A 24798-nucleotide genomic window follows, 5' to 3' on the forward strand; every position below is an offset into this window, starting at 1 on the left:
CGGCAGGAGACGGGAGACCGTCCGTGCCGCGGCGTTCCGCTGCGACCGCCTCCTCACGGGGCGGAGGGGCGGAACGATCAGTCGGAGGAGCCGGGCCCGGTCCGTCGGGCAGCGGACTCCGCGGGAGCATCGGGCCGCACGACGGGAGCGTCCGGCTCCGCGGCCGGAGCATCCGGCTTCCCTGTCGCGGAATCGGGCTTCGCTTCCCGGGCATCCGCCTTCACCGCAGGACCACCCGCCTTCACCGCAGGACCGTCCGGCTCGGCTGCCGGAGCACCCGCCTTCACCGCCGGAGCGCCTGCCTTCGCGGCCGGAGCATCCGGCTTCGCCGCGGGCGCCTCGGACGGCTTCTCCTCCGGCTTCGCCCCGACCACCCGCGCGAACGCCAGCGCCTGCGCGGCGGAGAGGTCCGGCAGGTAGGCGCGACCCAGCGCGGCTCCGATCCGAGGCAGCTGCAGCGCGTCGGGGTAGGTCATCCAGAGGCCCGCGTAGCGCGGGTGGAACTTGGCCTTGAAGCGGAACAGCGACGTGAAGCCGTAGGCCGGCTCGAGCGTCCGCGAGAGGAACTCGAGCAGGCGCGAGAGGACCGTCGGCTCCGGAGGCTCCTCCCCCTCCTCGACCGGTGCGGTGGCGAGCGGTGCGCCCGAGAGCGAGAGGAACTCGGCGCCCTCCTCCTTGACGCGCAGCGCCGCGGAGGCGATGAGGAACTCCATGATGCCGGGCATCGAGTCGTCGGAGCGGCGCATGAAGTCGAGGGTCCAGCCGACCACGCGACCCTCCCGATGCACGGGCAGCCAGCTCGTCACCCCCTGCAGCACGCCGTCCGGTCCGACCGCGAGCAGGAGGGCGACGTCGGGATCGCGGACCTCGTCGATGCCGCCGAGGGTGAAGCCCATCTCGGGCAGCGCCTTCTCGGCGACCCAGCGCTCCGACAGGTCGACGATCTGGTTGGCCATGCCGAGGGAGAGCTCGGGCCAGCTGGTCCACTGCGCCTCGATGCCCAGCTTGATGCCGCGCGTGAGCGGGTAGCGCACCTTCTGCCACCGCTTGCCGGTGAGCTCGAAGGAGGAGAGCTCGATGATCGTCTCCTCGCCGACCGAGAGGCGCGACCAGCCGAGCCGGTCGAAGACGGGGAGCAGCTCGTCGTGGATGCTGTAGAACACGGGCGTCCAGCTGCGCTCGTCGCAGAACCGCACGAACTCGGCCACGACGTCCTCCCGCCGCTCGGGAGCGCAGGCGGGGTCGGAGAGGGTGATCGCCACGCCGCCGATCACCCGGTAGGCGACTCCGCCGGTCCCGTCGGCCGAGATCCAGTGCGCGTTGCCCTCCCAGGTCCCCTGGTGGCCGAGGCTGCCGGCGCCGTGCAGGGACAGGAGCGCGCGGTACCGCGCCTCGTCGCCGCGGTTCCGCTGCACGTCGGTGGCCCGGAGCAGAGCGACCACCGCCACGACGACCACGAGCCAGAACACCGGGCCGACCCACTCGAAGACGATCCGCGCAACGGGCTCCCGCGGCACGGCGAGCAGTCCGGCGCCGCCGAGGAAGCTCACCGGGACGAAGCGCAGCAGCCCGTCCAGGAGGAGCCTCCCGAGGCCCAGGAGCGGCTCGAAGCTCGTGCGCACGCCGGCCGAGAGCGCCAGGTAGCCGCCGAGGGACACGACGAAGGCGATGGCGACGACCCGCGTCCAGAGCCTCGCAGCGGCACGGGGCGCGCGGATGCGGAAGTGCCTCCTCCCGATCACGAGCATCGCCACGACGGCCAGCGGCACCAGCACCGTCGTCGCCACCCAGAGCAGGTACTCGGCGTAGTACAGGAACTCGGGGTGACGGGCGGCGCGCTGGAGGGAGAAGACCTCCAGGATCGCGATCGCGATGTTCACCCCGACCGCCAGCAGCAGGCCCAGGCGGCGCCCGGAGCGCAGGCCGTAGGCGGCGACGAGCAGGAGGAGGAGCGGGACGAACGTCAGCAGGATCGGCCCGGGGGCGACCAGGCTCAGCTTCACGTGGTGCGCGCAGTGCCGGAGGGCGCGGCTGCACGGGTCCTCGAGGTCCGTCGTCCCCGTGAAGGCGCTCTGCAGCAGTCGGCCGAGGAACGAGAACGGACCGTAGCCCGAGTCCGAGAGGACGGCGACGAGCGGACCGATCGCGGTGACGACGACGACCGCCGCCAGCAGCCCCCGGGACTCGCGGTGCGAGCTCGGGGCCGGACGCTGCGGACGCAGCCCCGCCGCTCCCCGCGCGAGCACCGCGCCGAGCACGAGCCCCGCGCCGCCCGCGAGGAGCCGGTACGCGTCGGCGGAGTCGCCCGCGTAGAGAACGAACATCAGCACGACGGCGAAGACGGTCACCCGGAGCCGGCGACGCCACAGAGCGCCCATGAAGGCGGTCGAGGCGATGAGGGCGCCGACCGCGCCGATCAGCGGGTCGAAGGTGTGGTCGCCGACGGTGTCGCCCGCCCACCACTCCCCGACGAGAGCGCCGATCGACTGCACGGAGGACCCGACGACGATCCCGACGGCGCCGGTCACGAGGAAGGCGAGGAGGGTGCGAGCCGAGCCGAGGCGGCGCTCCGCGGCGAGGAGCATCGGGAGCACCAGCACGACGTCCAGGAGCAGCTGCAGCGGGTCCGCCGCGATCAGGAGGGCGGTCACCGCTGTCCACGGACGGCCGTCGAGGGTCGTCATCGGGCCCGCCGCCCACCAGGACGTCGTCTCGGCTCCTGCGGGGGCGACGAGCGTCCCCGTGATCGCGCTCGCGGTCAGGAGGACCAGGACGACCGAGACGGCCGCGGGCGACCTCCGGACCAGCAGACGCAGGGGGCGCAGCGCCGCGGCACCGCTCCTCGGGAACCACGTCGGCATGCGGGGACGCTCCTGTTCGCAACGGACGGACGACGCTCCGGCGGCATCCGGCGTCAGCATAGCCATGCCCCGCCGACCGGCGCCGTGAACGGCATGCGATAGCGTCACGGGATGACCGCCTCCGACTCCGCACCCGCCGTCGTCATCTCCACCCCCGGCCTCGACGCCGCCGAGATCGCCGCCGTCACGGCCGTCGTCACCGCACTGACCTCTCGCACCGAGGCCGAGCCGGAGACCCCGCAGGAGCTCAGCGGGGGCTGGAACGACCGCGCCGCGGCGGTCCGCGGGCCGCTGCGGCCGGCACCGGGAGCGTGGCGCTCCTTCTCCGGCTGAGCGGACTCGCAGACGCAGCCCGTCGGGGAACGAGCGATCCGCGACGCGGAACGTGAAATTTGTCCCCCGATTAGTCCCCTAAAGTGCTGACTATGCGCCTCCTGGCGGAGCGAGCACACTAGTGGACGTACGGTGCTCCTCCTTCGGAAGGGGCACCGCCAATCACTCGCCGACCAGGGTAAGCAGGCGGGTGTGTTGGGGGCGAGTGAGGGTAATATTCGGGTTGTTACCCTCACTCGGGGTTTGACGGCGGGCCGGGCCCCCTCTTCGGAGGAGTGGACGGCCCGCCGCACTCCGTTAACGGGCTCTTCTCATCACGTGCTGTGCGCTCGACGGGCACTGCTCCCGACGGCTCTGCTCACGCTCGTGCCGCGCCCACGATCGGTCCGCGCCGAGAGACCGGACGCGCCGAGACCTGAGCCGTGCTGAGAGCCGGAGCGTCCCGCCCGCGGCACCGATCCGACATCCGCACGCCCTCCGGGGCGGGTCGCCGCCGGTCGCTGCGCATGCGGACAGCCGCGCCGTCCCGCGCGCTCTCCGCCGCTCAGACGTCCCGTCCGCCGACGCCGTCGCGCCGGATCTCGACCCAGGCGTCGACCTCGTCACCCGCGTCGTCGGAGCCGAGGGCGCCCGCGCTGCCGTCGCCGGCCGTCCGCAGGCCCACGACCGTGACGGCTGACGCCGAGTCGGCCGACGCGGTGCGCACCACCACGCGGTCGACCTCCTCGCGGATCCCGCTCAGAGCCTGGGCGAGCTCCCCCAGCACCCGTCGGCTCTCGCCCTCGGAGGTGCGGTCGAGGCCGCCGTCGTCGAGCACCGACACGGTCACGCCCCGCCGCCGCGCGTCGAGCACGAGACGCCGCACCTCGTCGTCCAGCAGCCGCCGGCCGCGGATCTCGTCGCGCACGGCCGCCTCGAGCAGCCGGCACTCGCGCCGCTCCTCGTCGGTGAGGCCCGGTCCCGGCTCGGCGATGCGCAGCAGCATGTCGGCGGCGAGGGCGCGCGTCTGCTCCAGCCGGACCTCGCGCTCCGTGAGGTGCGCCTCCTCCGCGGCCCGCCACGACGCGGCCGCGCGCTCGGCCGCCTCGAGCACGCGCGCCTCGGAGCCCGCGCGCCCGAGCTCGACGATGAGCAGCTGCGCGATCGCGACCCAGGCGATCCCCCCGACGACGCCGAGAGTGGCCAGCGCGGCCGGGCCGGCCCAGAACACGGTGTGCACGATCAGGAAGCCGACGCCGACCCAGGCGCAGGCCGCGCGCCGGCGGGCGCACACGATCGTCATGAGGGTGCCGACCGCGGCGATGTACCAGGTGGAGTAGCCGTTGGAGGCGCCCGGATCGAGCGACGGCGCGACCAGCAGCGGCAGCGCGACGGCGACCGCGGTCATCCCGACCGCGACGGGCAGGGCGAGCCGGGTCGTCGCTCCCGGCCAGAGGGCGACGACGGTCGCCGCGACGTACAGCGCGACCGCGACGAGGTCGGCCGGCGTGGCCGGGGAGATGCGGAAGGAGAAGAAGGCGAGCACCACGTGGTACAGCGAGAAGCCGGCGCCGAGCGCCTGGAGCAGGGGGCGCGGGTAGGCGATCACGGCCCTCCTCCCGCGTCCGCCCGCCAGGAGAGGACGACTCGGGTGCCCTCGCCCGGAGTCGAGTCGACCCGCGCCGATCCCCGCGCGTTGTGCACCCGCTCGAGGATGGAGAGCCGGATGCCCAGCCGCTCGCGCGGGACGTCGGCGAGCCGGAAGCCGCGGCCGTCGTCCTCCACCACGACCTCCACCGCGCCGTCGCCCAGCAGCCCGTGCACGGCGCGGTGGACGCTGCCGCTCGGACCCGCGTGCTGGACGCTGTTGGCGAGCGCCTGCCAGACCGCGCCGAGCAGCGCCTCGGCCACCGGGCGCGGCAGCGTCGTCGCGCGCGGATCCACTCCGGCGGCCGTCGCGACCGCGATCTCGGTCCCGAAGGTGGACGCCGCGTGGGCGAGCTGGCGCTGCAGGAGCTCGAGCGGGACCAGCCCCTCGGGCGGCTCCGGCTCGTGGTCGGGCAGCAGCACGGCGAGGGTGCGCTGCGCCATCGAGGAGACCAGCGCACGCTCGGCCGGCGACTCGGCGGAGGCGGCGGAGAGCAGCGTCGCGAGCACGTTGTCGTGCACCAGGGCGTCGACCTCGACCCGCTCCACCTCGCCGGCGTGCTGGCGCATCGCCGCCTCGTACTGCTCCATGGCCGTCGTCTGCGCGCGATCGATCTGGTCGGCCGACTGCCGGAGCACGGTGATCAGCACCAGCATCACGAAGCCGACGATGCCCACGTAGGCGGCGTCGAGGATCGCGCGGGTCGGCTCCGCCCCGCCGCCGGAGGGGAGGACGCGCAGCAGCCCGAACAGCACGGTCGTCACCGACACGTACGCGATCGCGATCCGGAGGGGAGCCGCGATCGTGCAGAAGGCGGTGCCGATGGTCAGCAGGTACCAGATCCACGGGGTCTCGCGGTCCGCGCCCCCGGTGGCGACGGCGGCCGGCCAGGTCAGGAGGGCGACGAGGACACCGACCGCGACCAGGACCGCCGTGATCCGCGTGCCCCGCCGCAGCACGGCGGTGACCACGGCGGCGGTGAGCGATCCGAAGACCAGCACCAGCACCGGCCAGGCCACCTCGGGGCGCAGCAGGGGCAGCTGGGCGAGGATCGGCGGGACGGTCTGCACGCCGAAGCCGAAGCCGAAGAACGACACGACCGTGCTGATGATCCGGTCGATCCGCTCGCGCCCGGCGTTGCGGCGGGCGATCGGCGCCTCAGCGCCCGCCATCGCCGTCGTCCGGGTCGATGCCCGGCAGGATGCCGTCCTCCACCGCGCGCCGCAGCAGATCGACCTTCGTCGGGGCGGGACGGCCGATCTCGACGTACTTGTCGCGGATCCGGTCGAGGTACTCCTTCGCCGTCGACACCGAGATCTGCAGCCGCTCGGCCACCAGCTTCAGCGGCAGCCCCGAGGCGTAGAGGTGCAGGACGTCGCGCTCGCGACGACCGAGCACGGCCCGCGCGAAGTCGTCGTCGGCGTCGATGGCCGAGGCCCACTCCAGATTGTTGAGGACCTCGCCGCGGGCGACGGTGCGGATGGCGGCGACGACCGTCGACATGGGCGAGGACTTCGGGATGACGCCGGCCGCTCCCGCGGCGAGCGCCTCCCGCACGGCCACGACGCGGTCGGCGATGCTGTGGACGAGGACGGCGGAGCCGCGCACCTGCCCCCACTTGACGTTGCTGGTGATGCTCGAGCCGTCGTTCAGGGACAGGTCGAGGACGAGCACCTCGATCTCGGCGCCGCCGATCGTGCTCTCGAGGGCCTGGACGGTCTCGGCGGCGGCGACCACCTGCATCCCCGCGCTCTCGACGGCGGCGGCCACGCCCAGGCGCACCGACTCGTGGTCGTCCACGATCGCCACGCGCACGCGCGGGGCCTCGGCTGCGTCGACGTGGGGCTCCATCCCGCCCATGGTACGCAGGCGCGGGCCCGCGGTCAGTCCTCTCGGCGGACCAGTCGCGCAACGGCCTCCACGTGGGAGGTGTGCGGGAAGAGGTCGAAGCCCTCGAGGCGCTCCAGCTCGTAGCCGGCCCCGGTCAGGGCGCCCACGTCGCGGGCGAGCGCGACCGGGTCGCAGGCGACGTAGACGAGCTGCGCCGGCCGCAGCTCCGCCAGAGCGTCGGTGACCGCTCGGCCGGCGCCCGAGCGCGGCGGGTCGAGGACCACGGTCGCCGCGCGCCACCGCGCCCGCTCGCGCGCATCGGCCTGGGCGACGACTTCGCGGAGGTAGCGGTCGACGCGGGCGGTCACCGCGCGGGCGCCGACCTGGTCGGCCAGGTTCTCGAGCGCGTGCTCGGTGGCGCGGGAGTCGCTCTCGACGCTGGTCACGCGCACTCCGGCGCCGAGGCGGTCGGCCAGCGCCGCGGCGAGCAGGCCCACCCCGCCGTAGAGGTCGTGGTTGGCGGCCGACGGGTCCGCCTCGTCCGCGTCGACGGCGGCCTGCACGGCCTCGAAGAGCGCGGCGGCGGCTCCGCGGTGCACCTGCCAGAAGCCGGTGCGGTCGACCCGGAAGGTGCGGTCGGCGACGAACTCGCTCACCACCGTGCGGTCGCGGCGGGCGCGCTTGTCGGAGGGGTCGTGCACGAGCACCGCGGCTCCCTCGGACCCGGCCGCGTCGACGAGGTCGACCACCGAGCCGGGAGCGAGGCGCTCGCCGAGCGGTGCGGCCAGGGAGGAATCGGCGGTCGCGAGGGGCAGCGACTCCACGGTGACGACGTGGTGGCTGCGTGCCGCGTAGGGGCCGACCCGTCCGTCGTCGTCGACGTGGAGGCGGTTCCGCGTGCGCCAGCCGAGGCCGCCGGACGCGTCGTCCCCGCCGATCGGCGAGACCTCCACCTCGATCTCGCGACGGGCGAAGCGGGAGAAGGAGTCGACGAGCACGAGGCGCTTCAGCTCGCGCTGGTAGGCCAGGTCGGCGTGGCCGAGCTCGGCGCCGCCGACGCGCTCCTCCGGGCGGCGGTCGAGGGCGGCCTCGGGCCAGACGTGCTCCACCCGGTGCTCGGACGCCTCGAGCACCTCGAGCGCCTCGGCACGCCAGAAGCTGTCGTGCCGGACCTCGCTGATCCGCGCCCGCACGCGCTCGCCGGGGAGGACGTCCGGGACGAAGACGACGCGGCCCTCGTGCCGGGCGACGAACACGCCGCCGTGGGCGACGTTGCTAATGTCGAGCTCGATCTCGGTCCCGAGTGCGTCGTCGGCCCCGTCGGGGCGGGCGGATGCGGGGGACGGGGTCTGTGCCATCCGTCGAGCATCCCACAGCGTGGGACCGGCCGCAGGGAGCCCTCGTGCGCCTCTACCTCGCCTCCACCTCCCCCGCGCGCCTCGCGCTGCTGCGGGCCTCCGGGATCGAGCCCGTCGTCGTCCCCTCCGAGGTGGACGAGCCCGCGGCCGTCGCCCGGGCCGAGCAGGAGCGGGGCGCGGCGCTGGACGCGGACGCCACCGTCTCGCTGCTCGCCCGCGCCAAGGCGCACGCCGTCCTGCGCTTGGACATCGACGGTCTGGTGCTCGGCGGCGACTCCGCGTTCGTCCTCGACGGCGTCGTCCACGGCAAGCCGCACGAGCCCGAGCGGGCCCGGGAGCGCTGGCGCGCCCAGCGCGGACGCACCGGCCGCCTCCACTCCGGCCACTGGCTCGTCGACCACCGCGGCGGGAGGATCGTCGCCGAGGCCGGAGCGGTCACCTCCGCCGCCGTCACGTTCGCCGACGACATCGACGACGCCGAGATCGACGCCTACGTCGCCACCGGCGAGCCCCTCGAGGTGGCCGGCGCCTTCACCATCGACGGCCGCGGCGCCGGCTTCATCACCGCGATCGAGGGCGACCCCTCGACGGTGATCGGGATGTCGGTGCCGACCCTCCGCACTCTGGTGCGGAGCCTCGGCGTCGACTGGACCGCGCTCTGGAACCGCTGAGGCCCGTCCCGCCCTTGTGAGGAACCGACGAAGGCCCTCCGCTTCTTTGTGGTGAGCCGCGCCGGGCCGGGCGGAGCCGCCCCCTAGGGTTGGGGACCATGCCGAAGATTACGAAGGTGCTCGTCGCCAACCGGGGCGAGATCGCCGTCCGAGTCATCCGCGCCGCCCGCGACAGCGGGATCGCCTCCGTGGCCGTCTACGCCGACCAGGACCGCGACGCCGTGCACAGCCGCCTCGCCGACGAGGCCTACGCCCTCGGCGGGACGACCAGCGCCGAGACCTACCTCGTCATCGACAAGCTGCTCTCGGTGGCGCGCCGCTCCGGTGCCGACGCCGTGCACCCCGGCTACGGCTTCCTCGCCGAGAACGCCGACTTCGCCCGCGCCGTCATCGACGCCGGCCTGATCTGGATCGGCCCCGGCCCCGAGGCCATCGAGCGCCTCGGCGACAAGGTCTCGGCCCGCCACGTCGCCGAGAAGGTCGGCGCGCCGCTCGCCCCGGGAACCCTCAACCCCGTCTCCGGCGCCGCCGAGGTGCTCGAGTTCGTGGACCAGTACGGCCTCCCCGTCGCGATCAAGGCGGCCTTCGGCGGCGGCGGTCGCGGCCTCAAGGTCGCCCGCGAGCGCGACGAGGTCGAGGAGCTGTTCGCCTCCGCCACGCGCGAGGCCGTCGCCGCCTTCGGCCGCGGCGAGTGCTTCGTCGAGAAGTACCTCGACCAGCCGCGCCACGTCGAGACCCAGTGCCTGGCCGACGCGCACGGCAACGTCGTCGTGGTCTCCACCCGCGACTGCTCCCTCCAGCGCCGCCACCAGAAGCTCGTCGAGGAGGCGCCCGCGCCGTTCCTGACGGACGCGCAGAACACCGAGCTCTACCGCGCCTCGAAGGCGATCCTGCAGGAGGTCGGCTACCTCGGCGCCGGGACCTGCGAGTTCCTGATCGGCAAGGACGGCACGGTTTCCTTCCTCGAGGTGAACACCCGCCTCCAGGTCGAGCACCCCGTGTCGGAGGAGATCACCGGCATCGACCTCGTGCGCGAGCAGTTCCGCCTCGCCGAGGGCGGCGTGCTCGACTACGACGACCCGGCGCCCCGCGGCCACTCCTTCGAGTTCCGCATCAACGGCGAGGACGCGGGCCGCGGCTTCCTCCCCGCTCCGGGCCCGGTGCACGTCTTCAAGGCCCCCGGCGGACCCGGCGTCCGCGTCGACTCGGGCGTCGTCGCCGGCGACGTGATCTCCGGCTCCTTCGACTCGCTCCTCGCGAAGCTGATCGTCACCGGCGACAGCCGCGAGCAGGCGCTGGAGCGCTCGCGCCGCGCCCTCGCCGAGTTCGAGGTCACCGGACTGCCGACCGTCCTCCCCTTCCACCGCGCGATCGTCGAGGACCCGGCCTTCGCCCCCGAGGGCGGCGCGCCCTTCACGATCTACACCCGCTGGATCGAGACCGAGTTCGAGAACACGATCCCGGCCTGGAGCGGCGAGCCCGGAGCGACCGACGAGCCGGCGGCCCGCCGGAACGTGGTCGTCGAGGTCGACGGGCGCCGCGTCGAGGTCACGCTCCCCGGCGACCTGGTCGGCTCGGGACCCGCCCGCGGGGCCGCTGCCGCCTCCCCGAAGCGCCGCGGCTCCTCCTCCGTCAGCACCGTCACGGGCGACACCGTCGCCTCGCCCATGCAGGCCACCATCGTCAAGGTCGCCGTCGCCGAGGGCGACACGGTCGTCACCGGCGACCTGGTCGTCGTCCTCGAGGCGATGAAGATGGAGCAGCCGCTCACCGCCCACAAGGACGGCGTCGTGAAGGGCCTCGACGCGACGGCCGGAGCGACCGTCCCCGCGGGACACGTGCTCCTCCAGATCGTCTGAGCTTGTTCCGGGCCGCTCCCCGCGCGGCCCGGCGCGGTCGGCTCCTCGACGTGAGGGGTACCGCAGAGCGGGTCGCATCGCGCTGCCGTCAATCGCTTCGCACGCGATTCCCGGTCGCGCGCTCTGGCGATGAAGGGCCGCACCCCGCGCGGCCCGGCGGAGGGGCGCGTCAGGTGACGATGTGCATGGCGCGCGCGGCGTCCGAGATCGAGCCGGTGAGGCTCGGGTAGACGGTGAAGGCCCGCGCGACCTGGTCGACGGTCAGGCGGTGCTCCACGGCGAGGGCGAGCGGGAAGATCAGCTCGCTCGCCTTCGGAGCGACGATGACGCCTCCGATGACGGTGCCGGAGCCGGTGCGCGCGAACAGCTTCACGAAGCCGTCGCGGATGCCCATCATCTTCGCCCGCGGGTTCGCGGCGAGCGGGAGCTTGTAGATCTCGCCCTGCGCGATGCCCTCCTCGATCTCGCGCTGGCTCCACCCGACGGTCGCGATCTCGGGCTGCGTGAAGATGTTCGCCGCGACGTTGCGCACCTCGGTCGGGTTCACGGCGTCGCCCATGGCGTGGAACACGCCGGTGCGGCCCTGCATGGCGGCGACGGAGGCGAGCGGGAGGAACGTGGTGCAGTCCCCGGCCGCGTAGATCGAGGGGACGCTGGTGCGGGCGACGCGGTTGACGCGGATGTGCCCCGACTCCGTCAGCTGCACCCCCGCGTCCTCGAGGCCGATGCCCGCCGTGTTCGGCACGGAGCCGACGGCCATCAGGCAGTGCGAGCCCTCGACGACGCGTCCGTCCGAGAGCACGGCCTGCACGCCCTTCTCGGTCCGCTCGACGCGGTCGGCGCGCGACTTCGAGAGCACGACCATGCCGTTGCGCTTGAAGACGTTCTCGATCACGGCGGCCGCGTCGGCGTCCTCGCCGGGCAGCACCTGGTCGCGGGAGGAGATGAGGGTCACGCGGGCGCCGAGCGCACGGTAGGCGGAGGCGAACTCCGCGCCGGTCACGCCGGAGCCCACCACGACCAGGTGCTCGGGGACGGACTTGAGGTTGTAGAGCTGGGTCCAGCTGAGGATGCGCTCGCCGTCGGGAGCCGCGGTCGGGAGCACACGGGGGCTGGCCCCCACCGAGACCACGATCGTGTCCGCCTCGATGCGGTCGAAGTCCATGCCCTCGCCGCCGGCAGCCGTCGAGACGATCAGGGCGTTCGAGCCGTCCAGGCGCCCGTCCCCCTGGACGATGCGCACGCCGTGGTGCACCAGGTTCGCGCGCATGTCCTCGGACTGCTGGCGCGCGAGCCCGAGCAGGCGCTTGTTCACCGTCGCCAGGTTGACCGCCACGTCCGGGCGCACCGGCTTGTTCTGCTCCGAGCGGGTGAAGAACTGCACGCCCAGGTCGGCGGCCTCGCCGATGGCGTTGGTGGCCTCCGCCGTCGCGATGAGCGACTTCGACGGGACGACGTCGGTGATGACGGCCGAGCCGCCCACTCCGACCCGCTCGACCAGGGTGACCTCAGCGCCGAGCTGCGCTCCCGCGATGGCGGCTTCGTAGCCGCCCGGCCCCCCTCCGAGTACAGCGATCCTCTGCGCGCGCTCGAACTCGTAAGCCATGCTTCCCATTGTCCTCTCTCACTGAGTGTTCGCCCAATCGCGGGGTGTCGGATCGGCCGCGGGAGTCGCCCTCCGCCGCCGCGCAGCCCGTCGGTAGGGTGGGAGGATGTCCGACCAGACCCTGCACCCGCTCGACGCCCCCGACGCCGATCCCTTCGAGATCGCGGCCCGCGCGGCCGCTCAGATCGCCGAGGCGACAGGGGTCGAGAAGCACGACATCGCCCTCACCCTCGGCAGCGGCTGGGGCAAGGCCGCCGACGCGATCGGCGAGACGACCGCGACGGTGGAGGCCACCGAGATCCTCGGCTTCTCCAAGCCGGCCGTGCACGGGCACGGCGGCACCCTGCGCTCCGTCCTGCTCCCCACCGGCAGGCGCGCGCTGATCATCGGCGCCCGCACCCACTACTACGAGGGCTACGGCGTGCGCCGCGTCGCGCACAGCGTCCGCACCGCCGCCGCGACGGGCGCGACGGTGATGATCCTCACCAACGGCGCGGGCGGCATCAAGGAGCACTGGACGCCCGGGACCCCCGTGCTGATCAGCGACCACATCAACCTCACCGCCGACTCGCCGCTCGAGGGCGCGACCTTCGTCGACCTCACCGACCTCTACTCCTCGCGCCTGCGCGACCTCGCCCGGGGGACGCGTCCTGAGCTGGACGAGGGCGTGTACGTGCAGTTCCGCGGGCCGCACTACGAGAGCCCGGCCGAGGTGCAGATGGCGAGGATCATCGGCGGCCACATCGTCGGCATGTCGACCGCCCTCGAGGCCATCGCCGCACGCGAGGCGGGCATGGAGGTGCTGGGCATGTCGCTCATCACGAACCTCGCCGCCGGCATCCAGAAGACCCCCCTCAGCCACGAGGAGGTGCTCGAGGCCGGCCGCGACGCCGAGGACGACCTCGCCCGCCTGCTCGCGGGGATCACGGGCGCCCTGTGAGCGCCGACGTCCGGGAGCTCGCCGAGGCCTGGCTCGCCCAGGACCCCGACCCGGAGACGCGGGAGGAGCTGGTCGGCCTGCTGACCGCCTCCGACTCGGGGGACGCCTCCGCCCGCGCCGAGCTCGAGGACCGCTTCGGCGCCCGCCTGGCGTTCGGCACCGCGGGCCTGCGCGGCGCCATCGCGGCGGGATCCAACCGGATGAACCGCGTGCTGGTCTCGCAGGCCGCCGTCGGCCTGGCCGACTTCCTGCTGGCGCAGGGCGTCCAGCGGCCCGTGGTCGTGATCGGCTACGACGGCCGGAAGAACTCGCGCGTCTTCGCCGAGGACTCCGCCGCGCTGATGGCGGGCGCCGGCGTGGACGCGGTGCTGCTGCCCCGGCTCCTGCCCACCCCCGTGCTGGCCTTCGCCGTGCGCCACCTCGGCGCCGACGCCGGAGTGATGGTCACGGCGAGCCACAACCCGCCGCAGGACAACGGCTACAAGGTGTACCTCGGCGGCGCCGACGAGGGCTCGCAGATCGTGCCGCCGGTCGACTCCGAGATCGCCGAGCGGATCCTCGCGGTCGCGCGGGACCGGCGCGTTCCGGAGCTGCCGCGCGGCGAGTACCGGCTCGCGGACGAGTCCGTGGTCGCCGCCTACATCGAGGCGACGGCCGCCGTCGGCCGCCAGTCCGCTCCGCTGCGCGTCGTCTACACGGCGATGCACGGGGTCGGCTGGGAGACGGCGCACCGGGTGCTCTCCGCGGCGGGATTCGACGAGCCGGCCGTCGTGGTCGAGCAGATCGAGCCCGACGCGGCGTTCCCCACGGTCGCGTTCCCCAACCCGGAGGAGGCGGGCGCCCTCGACCTCGCTTTCTCGACCGCGCGCTCCGGTCGCGCGCAGCTGATCGTGGCGAACGACCCGGACGCCGACCGCTTCGCCGCCGCCGTGCCCGACGCCTCCGCCCCGGAGGGCTTCCGGCGCCTCACCGGCAACGAGGTCGGAGCGCTGCTCGGCTGGCGCGCCGCCGAGCAGGCCTGCCGCGAGGGCCGCACCGGAGGAGCGCTCGCCTGCTCGATCGTCTCCTCCCCCGCCCTCGGTGCTGTGGCGGCCGACTACGGCCTCGACTTCGCCGAGACGCTCACGGGCTTCAAGTGGATCTCGCGCGTCCCCGACCTCGTCTTCGGCTACGAGGAGGCGCTCGGCTACCTGGTGAACCCCGGGACGGTCCGCGACAAGGACGGCGTCTCGGCCGCGCTCGCCTTCCTCTCCCTCGCGAGCGGGCTCGCCGCCGAGGAGCGCACGATCGACGACGAGCTGGAGTCGTTCGCCGAGCGGTTCGGGCTCTTCGGATCGGAGCAGATCTCGCTCCGCGTCACCGACCTCTCCGAGATCGGCCGGATCATGGCCGGACTGCGCGCGACGCCTCCGACCGCGATCGGCGGGCTCGCCGTCGAGCGGAGCGAGGACCTGCTCGCCGAGGGCGGCGCGCTGCCTCCGACCGACGCGCTCCGCTTCTCCCTGGACGGTGCCCGTCTCATCGCGCGCCCGAGCGGCACGGAGCCGAAGGTCAAGCTCTACCTCGACGCCTGGTCGCACGACTCCGACGCCGACGCCCGCCGGTCGGCCGTCTCGTCCCGCCTCGCCGCCCTGCGCACCGGCGCCGCGGAGCTCCTCGCGTAGGTCCCCCTCCGGTCAGCGGGGCGCGCGGACACCGATCCGCTCGCCCCGCTTCCAGAGCCACTCCACCGGACCGAGCTCGAACCGGCGCAGCCACAGGTGCGCCGCGAGCACGACGACCGCCGCGATGAGCAGGAACGCTCCGACGGTCGCCGGGACGCGCCACTGCGCGGCGGTCACCGCCAGCCCGAGGCCCCAGCCGTAGAAGAGGGCGCCGCCGAGCAGGTTCTGCAGGAGGTAGGCGCTCAGGGCGACCCGGCCGACCTCCCGCGCCCGGCGTGCCGCCCAGCTTTCGGCGCCCCGGCGGAGGCAGGCCTCGGCGAGGGCCGCGAGCAGGCCGAGCCCGACCAGGGGCGCGACGAGGTAGCGCTCGGCGAGCAGACCGGCGGCGCTCCCCCCGATGCCCAGCGCGAGGTCGACGGGGAGGGCGAGGGCGCCGAGGACCATCATGCGACGGCGGAGTGACGCGCCCTCGGCGGCGAGGACCCCCGCCCGATGGAGGCGCGCGCCGAGGAGGAACATCGCGAGGCTGAGGAGCCCGATGAGCACCGGCTCCGCACGGAAGACGCCCGCGTTCTGCAGCCGGAAGAGGGCGAGGCCGAGGAACGACGCGTCCGCGTAGGGGCTCCGGCCGGTCGGCCCCTGTCCGGCACCGTCCGGGCTCGCCGCCACGAGCGCCACGAGCGCCGAGATCAGGACGACGTGCAGAGCGCCGCAGACGAGGATCACGCGGCGCTGCGTCGTCGGCCGGGTGAGCAGCAGCCAGGCGACGACCGCTCCGGTGACGGCGTATCCCATGAGGACGTCGAACTCCGCGATCAGCACGTAGTTGACCGCGCCGTCCAGGAGGAGGAGCGTCGCGCGCCAGAGGTAGCGGCCCGGCCAGCGCGTCCCGCGCCGGACCGCGGACGCGTGCTGGATCGCGAGGCCCACCCCGAAGGCGAGGGAGAGGAGGGCGAGGAACTTGCCCTGCGCCAGCGCCATCAGCAGGAGCTGCGCAGTCCCGGCGGAGGAGGAGGTCTCCGGCGTCACCGGGACGGAGAGCAGTCCGAGCATCCCCCAGGGGTGGGAGAAGATCCAGATGTTCGTGCCGAGGGTCCCGATGATCGCGACACCGCGGACGACGTCCAGGGTCGCGATGCGGCGGCCGGCTCCGGCACGGGGCGGCAATACGGTCGTATTGGTCATGTCCGAGAGCGTAGCCTGCTCGAGCAGTCGAACGAGAGGGACGCCATGCCGGATCGGCGCGAGAGCAGGAGCGACATCCTCTCGGCGGTCGTCGCCGTCCTCTCGACCCGCGGGGCGGAGCACCTCAGCATCCGCACCGTCGCGGCCGAGGCCGGCGTCTCAGTGGGGGCCGTCCAGCACCACTTCCCGACGAAGCAGGCGCTGCTGGCCGGCGCGATGGCCCGGGTCGAGGAGCGCTTCCGCGAGCGGATGCGGAGCCGCCTGGAGGCCGAACCCTCGGCCGAGGTGCGGCTGCGCGTCTTCTGCGACGAGATCGCGTGCGTCGCGGACGAGGACGTCCCCGACGCGATCGTGTGGACCGCCTTCGCCTCCCGCGCCGGCACCGATCCGGAGATCCGCGCGATCCACACCGCCGGCTGGTCGCGAACGGAGGACCTCGTCCTGGAGCTGCTGCGCGCCGCGCATCCCGCGGCGTCGTTCGGCGCCGACGACGCGGCGCTTCTCCTCGCAGTCCTCGACGGCATCGCGGTCTCCCGCGCGGCCGAGCGGCCCGCCCGCCTCTCCCCCGCCCGCGCCCGCCGCCTGATCGGCACCGTCCTCGAGCAGCTCGCCGCCCGCTGACCCCCCAAGACCCGAGCAGCCGTCCGCGCGGGAACCCGGCTCTCGGCACGCCGCTCCGCGGCCACTCGACCAGCAGGGGCGGACGACGGACGCCCTCCCACCGCACGGTAGACACATCGCGCCCTGGAAATGGGAGTCTTGATACGCCGCTCTGCGGCTACTCGACCAGCAGGAGGAGGGAGCGCCCTCTCACCGCAAGGTGGAGGGCGCGTCCGAGAATCGCGTGGCAGCGATTCGAGGCAGCCCGACGGAATACGCTCTGCGGAACGCGCCCCGTCGGGAGGCCGACCGCGCTGAGCCGCGCAGGGAGCGGCTCAGAAACGGACTCAGCCCAGCGCTCGCTCGATCTTCTCCGTGATCTCGTTCTGGTCGAGGTAGTTGTCGATGACGACGACCTCGGCGAAGGTGCGGCCGATGCGGTCGACGAGCTCGCCGGAGGTGAGGATGACCTGCGCGTCGGCGGCGAGCGCGTCGACGGAGGCCAGGTCGGAGGCGATCACCTCGGCCTCGAGGTCGAGGGTCTCGAGGGCGCGCTCGGCGCCGAGCTTGAGGATGGCGGAGGTGCCGATTCCGGCGCCGCAGAGGGTGACGATCTTCATGCGCTTCTTCCGTGGTGCGGGTGGTGCGGGGTGCTGTCGGTGAGGACGGCGTTGATGCTGCGGACGGTGCGGGCGGCGGCGAGGGCGCCGACCGCGTCCGGACGGCTGAGCACGTCGGCGAGCCCGGAGACGAAGCCGACGTGTCCGTGCGCCTGGGTGGCGGCGATCCCGATGACGACCGACACCGGGTCGTTGGTGCTGTGGCCGAAGGCGACGGGCTCGGCCAGCGTGACGACGGAGAGGCCGTCCGCGAGGACGTCGTTGCCGGGCCGGGCGTGCGCGAGGGCGAGCCCGGGCGCGATGACGATGTACGGCCCGAGCACGTCGACCTGCTCGACCATGCGCCGGGAGTAGGCGGCGTCCACCGCGCCGGTCCGCTCGAGGGCACGGCCCGCCTCGAGGACGGCCTCCCGCCATGATCCGGCGGAGTGGCGGAGGGCCACCGCCTCCTCGGGGAGCGCGTCGAGCGGCACCGTCAGGCCGCCTCGAAGCCGGCGCTGATCGTCTCGACGAGCTCGCGGCGCTCGTCGAGCGGCAGGAAGGCGGCGTGAGCCGCGTTCAGCTGGAAGGCCTCGAAGTCGTCGAGGTCGTACCCGAAAGCGTCGGACAGGAGGGCGAGCTCGCGGCTGAGGGTCGTCGCGCTCATCAGGCGGTTGTCGGTGTTCACCGTGACGCGGAAGCCCAACTGGTAGAGCAGGTCGAAGGGGTGGTCGGCGAGCTCGGCACCCCACGCTGCGACGGCTCCGGTCTGCAGGTTGGAGGAGGGGCTGAGCTCGAGGGCGATCTCGCGGTCCTTCACCCACTCCGAGAGCTCGCCGAGGGTCACGTAGCTCGCGTCGTCGTCCTGGCGCTCGATGCGGATGTCCTCCGCGATCCGGACGCCGTGGCCCAGGCGCAGCGCGCGGCCGTCGAGCAGGGCCGAGCGGATGCTGTCGAGGCCGTCCGCCTCCCCCGCGTGGACCGTGGTCGGGAAGTGAGCCGCCGCGAGCAGCTCGAAGGCGTGACGGTGCCGCGAGGCGGGGAAGCCCGCCTCGGCTCCGGCGATGTCGAAGCCGATCGCACCGCGCTCGCGGTGGCGCAGCGCCAGCTCGGCGACCTCGAGCGAGCGGTCGGCGTGCCGCATCGCGGTGATCAGCTGGCCGACGCGGATTCTGTGTCCCTGCGCCGCCGCCTCCTGCACGCCCTGCTGCAGCCCCTCCTGGACCGCTTCGACAGCCGCGTCGAGCGAGAGCCCGGCGCGCTGGTGCTGCTCCGGCGCCCAGCGCACCTCGCCGTGCACGACTCCGTCGGCGGCGAGGTCGAGCACGAACTCGCGGGCCACGCGCTCGAGCGCCGGCGCGGTCTGCATCACGGCGACCGTCGTCTCGAAGGTGGCGATGTAGTCGGTGAGGGAGCCGGAGTCGGCCGTGGCACGGAACCACTCGGCGAGCGCGTCCGGCTCCTCGGCCGGGAGCGGTACGCCCGTCTCGCGGGCGATCTCGAGGACCGTCCCGGGCCGCAGGCCTCCGTCGAGGTGGTCGTGCAGCGACACCTTGGGGAGCTCGTCGATGAGGACGCCCTCGCCCGGGAGGAGGTACTCCTCGGTCTGATCGGTCACGGTGCTCCTCGCAGGTCGGCGGTGGTTCGCCGACCACCCTAGAGGGTCGGCGGAAGCGGCTCGCCGGGCGGCGCCTCCTCCGTGCCGGGCGGCGCGGGGCTAGGAGACGCGCTCCGCCACGAGGGGGCCGCCGTCGAGCACCTCGTCGCCCTCGTCGCCGATCCGGTAGGCACCGTCGAGCGCCTCGAGCGCCCGGGCGAAGCGCTCCGGCTCGTCGGCCGACAGCGTGAGCAGGGGCCGGCCCGCGCGGACGCGGTCGCCCGGCTTCGCGTGCAGGTCGATCCCCGCCGCGTGCTGCACCGCGTCGGACTGGCGGGCGCGTCCGGCGCCCAGGCGCCAGGCGGCGATGCCGAACGGCAGCGCCTGCTGCTCCACCAGGACGCCGTCGCGCTCGGCGACCACGACGTGGGTCTCGCGGGCCTCGGGGAGCGCCGCATCCGGATCCCCTCCCTGAGCGCGGATGACCGCGCGCCAGGTGTCCATCGCCGCGCCGCCGTCGAGGGCGCGCTCGACGTCCGCGTCCGGCTGCCCGGCGAGGGCCAGCATCTCGCGGGCCAGGGCCAGCGTCAGCTCCCGGACGTCCGAGGGGCCGCCGCCGGCGAGCACCTCGACCGACTCCCGCACCTCGTTCGCGTTGCCGATGGCCAGACCGAGCGGCACGTTCATGTTGGTCAGCAGCGCGGTGGTCCGCACCCCCGCGTCGTAGCCGAGGTCGACCATCGCCCGTGCCAGCTCCCGCGAGCGCTCGATGTCGACCATGAACGCGCCGGAGCCGAACTTCACGTCGAGCACCAGGGCGTCGGTCCCCTCGGCGATCTTCTTCGACATGATCGAGGACGCGATCAGCGGGATCGCCTCGACGGTTCCGGTGATGTCCCGGAGCGCGTAGAGCTTCTTGTCGGCGGGGGCCAGACCCGAGCCCGCGGCGCAGATCACGCCGCCGACCGTCCGCAGCTGCTCCAGCATCTCCTCGTTGCCGAGGTCGGCCCGCCAGCCCGGGATCGACTCCAGCTTGTCGAGCGTTCCGCCCGTGTGGCCGAGCCCGCGTCCCGAGAGCTGGGGCACCGCCACGCCGAAGGAGGCGACCAGCGGCATCAGCGGCAGCGTGATCTTGTCGCCGACCCCGCCCGTGGAGTGCTTGTCGACCGTGCGCTTGCCGAGTCCGTCGAACCGCATGCGCTCGCCGCTGGCGATCATCGCCAGGGTGAGGTCGCGGATCTCGTCGCGCTCCATCCCGTTCAGCAGGACCGCCATCGCGAAGGCCGCCATCTGCTCGTCGGCGACGTAGCCGCGGGTGTAGGCGTCGATCAGCCAGTCGATCTGCGCGGTCGAGAGCGTGCCGCGGTCGCGCTTGGTGCGGATGATGTCGACGGCGTCGAAGTCCTCGACGGGGGTGGTGCGGGTCATGCGGGGTCCTCGGTTCGGGAGTGGGAGCGGTGACGGCGGCGCTAGGAGGCGGCGTAGGCCTCGAGCGTGCGCGGGCCGAAGGCGTCGGGGATGACCTCGTCGATCGTCTTCACGCCCGACACGGTCTGGAGGAGCATGCCCTCGGCCGAGTGCTCGAAGAGCAGCTGGCGGCAGCGCCCGCAGGGCATCAGGACGCCGCCCTTCCCGTCGACGCAGGTGAAGGCGACGAGCCGGCCGCCGCCCGTCATGTGCAGAGAGGACACCAGCGCGCACTCGGCGCAGAGCGTGAGCCCGTAGGAGGCGTTCTCGACGTTGCAGCCCGAGATCGTCCGGCCGTCGTCCACGAGCGCGGCGACCCCGACGGGGAACTTCGAGTACGGGACGTAGGCGTGGCTCATGGCCTCCAGGGCGGCCTCGCGCAGCGCCTCCCAGTCGATGTCGGTCACGACGGCTCCTCTCAGGACTTCAGGTACGGCTTGCCGGCGGCGGCCGGTCCGCGGGACTGGCCGACGAGACCGGCCACCGCGAAGATCGTCACGACGTACGGCAGCATCAGCATGAACTCGCTGGGCACGGGCGAGCCGATGACGCCGAGCACGTTCTGCAGGTTGGTCGCGAAGCCGAACAGGAGCGACGCGAGCGTCGCCTTGATCGGGTCCCAGCGGCCGAAGATGACGGCGGCCAGGGCGATGAAGCCCGCACCCGCGGTCATCTCCTTGCCGAACGCGCCGACCGCGTCGAGCGTGTAGTACGCGCCGCCGACTCCGGCGATCGCCCCGGCGAGGGAGACGTTCCAGAAGCGCGTGCGGGCGACATCGATGCCCACGGTGTCCGCGGCCTGCGGGTGCTCGCCCACTGCGCGCAGGCGGAGGCCCCACTTGGTCTTGAACAGGCCCCACCACACCGCGAAGATCGCGAAGTACATCAGGTAGACGATCACCGTCTGGTTGAACAGGACGGCGCCCACGATCGGCACCTGGCTGAGCACCGGGATCGGGAGGCGGTCGAACTTCACCGGCGAGTTGAACGTCGACGCGTCGGCGGAGAGGACCTGGGAGTAGAGGAAGCTCGTCAGGCCGGTCACCAGCACGTTCAGCACGACTCCGACGATCACCTGGTCGACCAGGTACTTGATCGCGAAGGCGGCCAGCACGAACGACACCAGAACGCTCGCGACCATCGCCGCGAGCAGGCCGAGCACCGGCTGGCGGGTGAGGGAGCCGACCATCGCCGCGGTGAAGGCGCCGGCGAGCAGCTGCCCCTCGATCGCGACGTTGACGACTCCGACCCGCTCGGAGATGACGCCGCCGAGCGAGCCGAAGATCAGCGGAGTGGCGAGCCCGACGGTCCCGAGCAGCAGCCCCGAGACGGGCAGCGCGGCACCGGCCGACGCCCAGACGAGGAACCCGATCAGGAAGACCAGGGCGAAGACCGCCGAGAGCCAGAGCGGGATCCGGCGGCCGGCGCGGGTGAGCGCGGCCGACGCGACGGCCAGGGCGACCAGGAGGATCGCGACGACCACGCCCGTCCCCCGCGTCGGGAACGGGATGTCCGGCAGCGCGAAGAAGTCGGTCCCCGCGGCGAGGCGGAACGAGCTCGTCCCGTCGCGGCCGAGGGCCACGAAGAGGACGACGGCGAGCAGCGCGAAGACGCCGAACGCGATCGGCGCCTTCCAGCTGCGGATCACGACGCGGTCGGGGGCGGTGGCGACGGCGGTGCTCATGCGGACACCTCCGAGGTGCGGCGGGTGCGGCGCTTCAGGGCGGCCCCGGGCGTCGGGAGGCGGAAGATCGCGCGCACCAGCGGCGGTGCGGCGATGAAGAGGACGATCAGCGACTGCACGACGAGGACCACGTCGATCGGCACGCCCTCGGCGGCCTGCATCGAGTAGCCGCCCGCCTTGAAGGCGCCGAAGAGGATGCCGGCGAAGAACACGCCCCAGGGTCGGGAGCGGCCCAGCAGCGCGACCGTGATCGCGTCGAAGCCGATGCCCGCGTCGATCCCCGAGGTGAAGCCGGTCGTGACCGTCCCCATCACCTGGGCGCTGCCGGCGAGGCCGAGCAGGCCGCCGGAGAGCAGCATCGCGTACACGTAGCTGTTCTTCACGTCGATGCCCGCGACCCGTGCCGCGTGCGGGTTCTCCCCCACCGCGCGGAACTTGAAGCCGATCGTCGAGCGGTTCAGGAGCCACCAGACGAACACGGTCGCGAGGACCGCGAAGACGAAGCCGAGCGTGAGCGAGTATCCGGGGCCGAGGAGCGCCGGGAAGACCGCGGTCTCCTTCATCCCGGGCGACTTCGGGTTGTTCGAGCCGGGCGCCTGCAGCGCGCCGGGCGTCCGCAGGAGGTAGGAGATCAGGTAGAACGCGACGTAGTTGAGCATGATCGTGAGGATCACCTCGTGCGCGCCGGTGCGGGCCTTGAGCAGTCCCACGAGTCCGCCCCAGAGCGCGCCGCCCAGGATTCCGGCGGCGAGCGCGACGATCAGGTGCACGCCCCACGGGAGGTCGAAGGAGAAGCCGACCCAGCCCGCGCAGGCGGCGGCGATCAGCATCTGGCCGCGGCCGCCGATGTTGAACAGGCCGACGCGGAAGGCCAGCGCCACTCCGAGCCCGCCGGCGATCAGCGGAGTCGCGAAGGCCAGGGTGTCCGTCAGCGGCTTGATGCCGTTGGCGAAGCCCTCGCGGCGGAAGTTGTAGACCGAGCCCTGGAAGAGCGAGGAGTAGGCACCGGAGACGGACTGCCAGATCGCCTGCAGGGTGTCGAGCGGCCGGGCGAAGAAGTAGCCCGACGCCGCCTGGACGTCCTTGTCGGTCGCGGCGATCAGCACGCCGCCCGCGATGAGGGAGAGCAGCACGGCGAGCACCGACATCAGCGCGGTGCCGGAGAGGATCTCGCGCAGGACACGCGAGGCACCGCTCTCGAGCGGGCCGGGGCGCACCTCCTGATCCGGCTTCTGGCCGGGCTCGAGCCCGGACGCCTTCTCGGTCTCCGCGTCGGGATCGACCGCGGGCAGTTGCGCGTCGCTCACGCCGCCGCTCCCTTCTCGGCGGGCGTCTGCCCGGCCATCATGAGCCCCAGGACCTCGCGGGGCGTGTCGGCGGGGACGATGCCGATGATCCCGCCCTTGTACATGACCGCGATGCGGTCGGCGAGCGCCGCGACCTCGTCGAGCTCCGTCGACACCACGATCACGGGGACCCCGGTGTCGCGCGTCTCGACGATGCGCTTGTGGACGAACTCGATGGAGCCGACGTCGATGCCGCGGGTGGGCTGCGCCGCGATGAACAGCCGCAGCTCCCGGCTGAGCTCGCGCGCGAGCACCACCTTCTGCTGGTTGCCTCCGGAGAGGCGGCCGACGTGGGTGCCGATCCCCTGGGCGCGCACGTCGAACTCGCGCACCCGCTCCTCGGCGAAGCGCTCGAGCTCCTTCAGCCGCAGGCCCAGTCCCTTCACGAACGGACCGCGGTCGCTGCGGTCGAGCATGAGGTTCTCGGCGATCGTGAACTCGGCGACCAGACCGTCCTCGGTGCGGTCCTCGGGGACGAAGCCGACCCCCGACTCGAGGACGCGGCGCACGGACAGCCCGTCGAGGCGGCGCCCGTCCAGGGTCACCGAGCCCTCGACCCGCTCCTGCAGGCCCATGATCGCCTCGGTGAGCTCGGTCTGGCCGTTGCCCTGCACGCCCGCGATCGCGAGGATCTCGCCGCGGCGGACCTCGAAGGAGACGTCGTCGACGACGGCCTGGCCGTTGGCGTCGCGCACGGTGAGGTTCGAGACGACGAGGGCCTCGTCGCCCGGCACCGCCTGCTCCTTCTGCACCGTCAGCTCGACGGCGCGGCCCACCATCAGCGAGGCGAGCTCGGCGTTGCTCGCCGTCGGCGACGCCTCCCCCACGACTCTGCCGAGGCGGATGACCGTGATGCGGTCTCCGACCTCGCGCACCTCGCGGAGCTTGTGCGTGATGAAGACGATGGCGGTCCCGGCCGCGCGCAGCTGGCGCATGATCGCGATCAGCTCGTCGGTCTCCTGCGGGGTCAGCACCGCGGTCGGCTCGTCGAACACGAGCACCCGGGCGTCGCGGGAGAGCGCCTTGATGATCTCGACCCGCTGCTGGACGCCGACAGGGAGGTCCTCGACCAGGGCGTCGGGATCCACGTCGAAGCCGAAGCGGTCCGAGATCTCGCGCACCCGGGCACGCGCGGCGGCGAGGTCCAGGCGCCCGCCGGCCTTCGTCTCCTCGTGGCCCAGCATGACGTTCTCGGCGACGGTGAACACGGGGACGAGCATGAAGTGCTGGTGGACCATCCCGATGCCCGCCTTCATGGCGTCACCCGGACCGGAGAAGTGCTGGACCGCGTCGTCCAGCAGGATCTCCCCCTCCTCGGCCTGGTACAGGCCGTAGAGCACGTTCATGAGCGTCGACTTGCCCGCGCCGTTCTCGCCGAGGAGGCAGTGGATCTCACCGGGTTCGACGGTGAGATCGATGTGGTCGTTGGCCACGAGCGCGCCGAAGCGCTTCGTGATGCCACGCAGTTCGAGCTTCATGGGACCAATCTAACTTTCGGTTCGCGCCACGATGCGCCGTCGGCCGGGATCGAGGGACGCAGCGGAGCCGATCCGCCCGCCGGACCGACGAAG

The 24798-nt window shown here is 73.2% G+C and carries 21 protein-coding genes; 6 read left to right on the forward strand and 15 right to left on the reverse strand.

Annotation, left to right across the window (positions count from 1 at the left end; all coding sequences use genetic code 11):
* Positions 1–77: 77 nt before the first annotated feature.
* Positions 78–2861, reverse strand: a complete 2784-nt coding sequence (locus tag C5C39_RS00260) for a bifunctional lysylphosphatidylglycerol flippase/synthetase MprF (RefSeq protein ID WP_181136287.1) — start codon at positions 2859–2861, stop codon at positions 78–80.
* Between the two features lie 111 nt (positions 2862–2972).
* Between C5C39_RS00260 and C5C39_RS00265 the strand changes: the two genes are divergently transcribed.
* Positions 2973–3194 (forward strand): acyl-CoA carboxylase subunit epsilon, encoded by a 222-nt coding sequence (locus C5C39_RS00265; RefSeq protein ID WP_104223166.1) that lies wholly within the window; start codon positions 2973–2975, stop codon positions 3192–3194.
* A 544-nt stretch (positions 3195–3738) separates the two neighbouring features.
* Here the strand turns inward: C5C39_RS00265 and C5C39_RS00270 are convergent.
* From C5C39_RS00270 to C5C39_RS00285, 4 genes are read right to left on the reverse strand one after another with little or no spacing between them, the layout of a single operon-like run.
* Positions 3739–4782 carry a hypothetical protein gene (locus C5C39_RS00270; protein ID WP_104225461.1) on the reverse strand — a complete coding sequence of 348 codons (1044 nt, stop codon included), beginning with the start codon at positions 4780–4782 and terminating at the stop codon, positions 3739–3741.
* Complete coding sequence (locus C5C39_RS00275) at positions 4779–5993, reverse strand: sensor histidine kinase (protein WP_104352393.1); 1215 nt, start codon at positions 5991–5993, stop codon at positions 4779–4781. Before C5C39_RS00275 ends, C5C39_RS00270 begins: the two co-directional genes overlap by 4 nt.
* Positions 5980–6681 (reverse strand): response regulator transcription factor, encoded by a 702-nt coding sequence (locus C5C39_RS00280; protein WP_104223169.1) that lies wholly within the window; start codon positions 6679–6681, stop codon positions 5980–5982. Before C5C39_RS00280 ends, C5C39_RS00275 begins: the two co-directional genes overlap by 14 nt.
* Before the next feature lie 23 nt (positions 6682–6704).
* Positions 6705–8009 (reverse strand): class I SAM-dependent RNA methyltransferase, encoded by a 1305-nt coding sequence (locus C5C39_RS00285; protein ID WP_146083858.1) that lies wholly within the window; start codon positions 8007–8009, stop codon positions 6705–6707.
* 44 nt (positions 8010–8053) lie between these two features.
* Here C5C39_RS00285 and C5C39_RS00290 point away from each other — a divergent pair, with 44 nt between their 5' ends.
* Together C5C39_RS00290 and C5C39_RS00295 are read left to right on the forward strand one after the other, a co-directional pair.
* The gene (locus C5C39_RS00290; RefSeq protein WP_181136288.1) at positions 8054–8680 is read left to right on the forward strand and encodes a nucleoside triphosphate pyrophosphatase; all 627 of its coding nucleotides are present in this window, start codon (positions 8054–8056) and stop codon (positions 8678–8680) included.
* Positions 8681–8778: 98 nt separating this feature from the next.
* Positions 8779–10539 (forward strand): biotin carboxylase N-terminal domain-containing protein, encoded by a 1761-nt coding sequence (locus C5C39_RS00295; RefSeq protein ID WP_104249484.1) that lies wholly within the window; start codon positions 8779–8781, stop codon positions 10537–10539.
* Between the two features lie 169 nt (positions 10540–10708).
* On the opposite strand, the gene C5C39_RS00300 is transcribed toward C5C39_RS00295, so the two are convergent.
* Positions 10709–12145: an NAD(P)H-quinone dehydrogenase gene (locus C5C39_RS00300; protein WP_104352394.1), complete on the reverse strand. Its 1437-nt coding sequence runs from the start codon at positions 12143–12145 to the stop codon at positions 10709–10711.
* A 106-nt stretch (positions 12146–12251) separates the two neighbouring features.
* Here C5C39_RS00300 and C5C39_RS00305 point away from each other — a divergent pair, with 106 nt between their 5' ends.
* Both C5C39_RS00305 and C5C39_RS00310 read left to right on the forward strand, forming a co-directional pair.
* Positions 12252–13085 carry a purine-nucleoside phosphorylase gene (locus C5C39_RS00305; RefSeq protein WP_104232831.1) on the forward strand — a complete coding sequence of 278 codons (834 nt, stop codon included), beginning with the start codon at positions 12252–12254 and terminating at the stop codon, positions 13083–13085.
* A complete protein-coding gene (locus C5C39_RS00310) occupies positions 13082–14749 on the forward strand; it encodes a phospho-sugar mutase (RefSeq protein ID WP_104352395.1) in 1668 nt (555 codons plus the stop codon). Before C5C39_RS00305 ends, C5C39_RS00310 begins: the two co-directional genes overlap by 4 nt.
* 12 nt (positions 14750–14761) lie before the next feature.
* Here C5C39_RS00310 and C5C39_RS00315 read toward each other — a convergent pair whose 3' ends face one another.
* Positions 14762–15934 (reverse strand): DUF418 domain-containing protein, encoded by a 1173-nt coding sequence (locus C5C39_RS00315; RefSeq protein ID WP_104352396.1) that lies wholly within the window; start codon positions 15932–15934, stop codon positions 14762–14764.
* 45 nt (positions 15935–15979) lie between these two features.
* On the opposite strand from C5C39_RS00315, the gene C5C39_RS00320 reads away from it, so the two are divergent.
* A complete protein-coding gene (locus C5C39_RS00320) occupies positions 15980–16555 on the forward strand; it encodes a TetR/AcrR family transcriptional regulator (RefSeq protein ID WP_104352397.1) in 576 nt (191 codons plus the stop codon).
* Between the two features lie 326 nt (positions 16556–16881).
* Here C5C39_RS00320 and C5C39_RS00325 read toward each other — a convergent pair whose 3' ends face one another.
* The 8 genes from C5C39_RS00325 to C5C39_RS00360 all read right to left on the reverse strand — a co-directional run bounded on the left by C5C39_RS00325 (position 16882) and on the right by C5C39_RS00360 (position 24705).
* Positions 16882–17154 carry a PTS sugar transporter subunit IIB gene (locus C5C39_RS00325; protein ID WP_104226416.1) on the reverse strand — a complete coding sequence of 91 codons (273 nt, stop codon included), beginning with the start codon at positions 17152–17154 and terminating at the stop codon, positions 16882–16884.
* Positions 17151–17627, reverse strand: coding sequence for a PTS sugar transporter subunit IIA (locus tag C5C39_RS00330; RefSeq protein WP_104255398.1), 477 nt, complete (start codon positions 17625–17627; stop codon positions 17151–17153). Before C5C39_RS00330 ends, C5C39_RS00325 begins: the two co-directional genes overlap by 4 nt.
* 2 nt (positions 17628–17629) lie before the next feature.
* Positions 17630–18751 (reverse strand): adenosine deaminase, encoded by a 1122-nt coding sequence (locus C5C39_RS00335; RefSeq protein WP_104255399.1) that lies wholly within the window; start codon positions 18749–18751, stop codon positions 17630–17632.
* 99 nt (positions 18752–18850) lie between these two features.
* Positions 18851–20158, reverse strand: a complete 1308-nt coding sequence (locus tag C5C39_RS00340) for a thymidine phosphorylase (RefSeq protein ID WP_104352398.1) — start codon at positions 20156–20158, stop codon at positions 18851–18853.
* A gap of 41 nt (positions 20159–20199) precedes the next feature.
* Positions 20200–20604 (reverse strand): cytidine deaminase, encoded by a 405-nt coding sequence (locus tag C5C39_RS00345; RefSeq protein WP_104223180.1) that lies wholly within the window; start codon positions 20602–20604, stop codon positions 20200–20202.
* Positions 20605–20615: 11 nt separating this feature from the next.
* Positions 20616–21881: an ABC transporter permease gene (locus tag C5C39_RS00350; RefSeq protein ID WP_104232837.1), complete on the reverse strand. Its 1266-nt coding sequence runs from the start codon at positions 21879–21881 to the stop codon at positions 20616–20618.
* Positions 21878–23188: an ABC transporter permease gene (locus C5C39_RS00355; protein WP_219813302.1), complete on the reverse strand. Its 1311-nt coding sequence runs from the start codon at positions 23186–23188 to the stop codon at positions 21878–21880. The genes C5C39_RS00350 and C5C39_RS00355 overlap by 4 nt, the downstream gene beginning before the upstream one ends.
* Positions 23185–24705, reverse strand: coding sequence for an ABC transporter ATP-binding protein (locus tag C5C39_RS00360; RefSeq protein WP_104223182.1), 1521 nt, complete (start codon positions 24703–24705; stop codon positions 23185–23187). Before C5C39_RS00360 ends, C5C39_RS00355 begins: the two co-directional genes overlap by 4 nt.
* Between the last annotated feature and the right edge of the window lie 93 nt (positions 24706–24798).

Source organism: Rathayibacter sp. AY1F3, from assembly GCF_002931975.1.
Lineage (GTDB): Bacteria > Actinomycetota > Actinomycetes > Actinomycetales > Microbacteriaceae > Rathayibacter.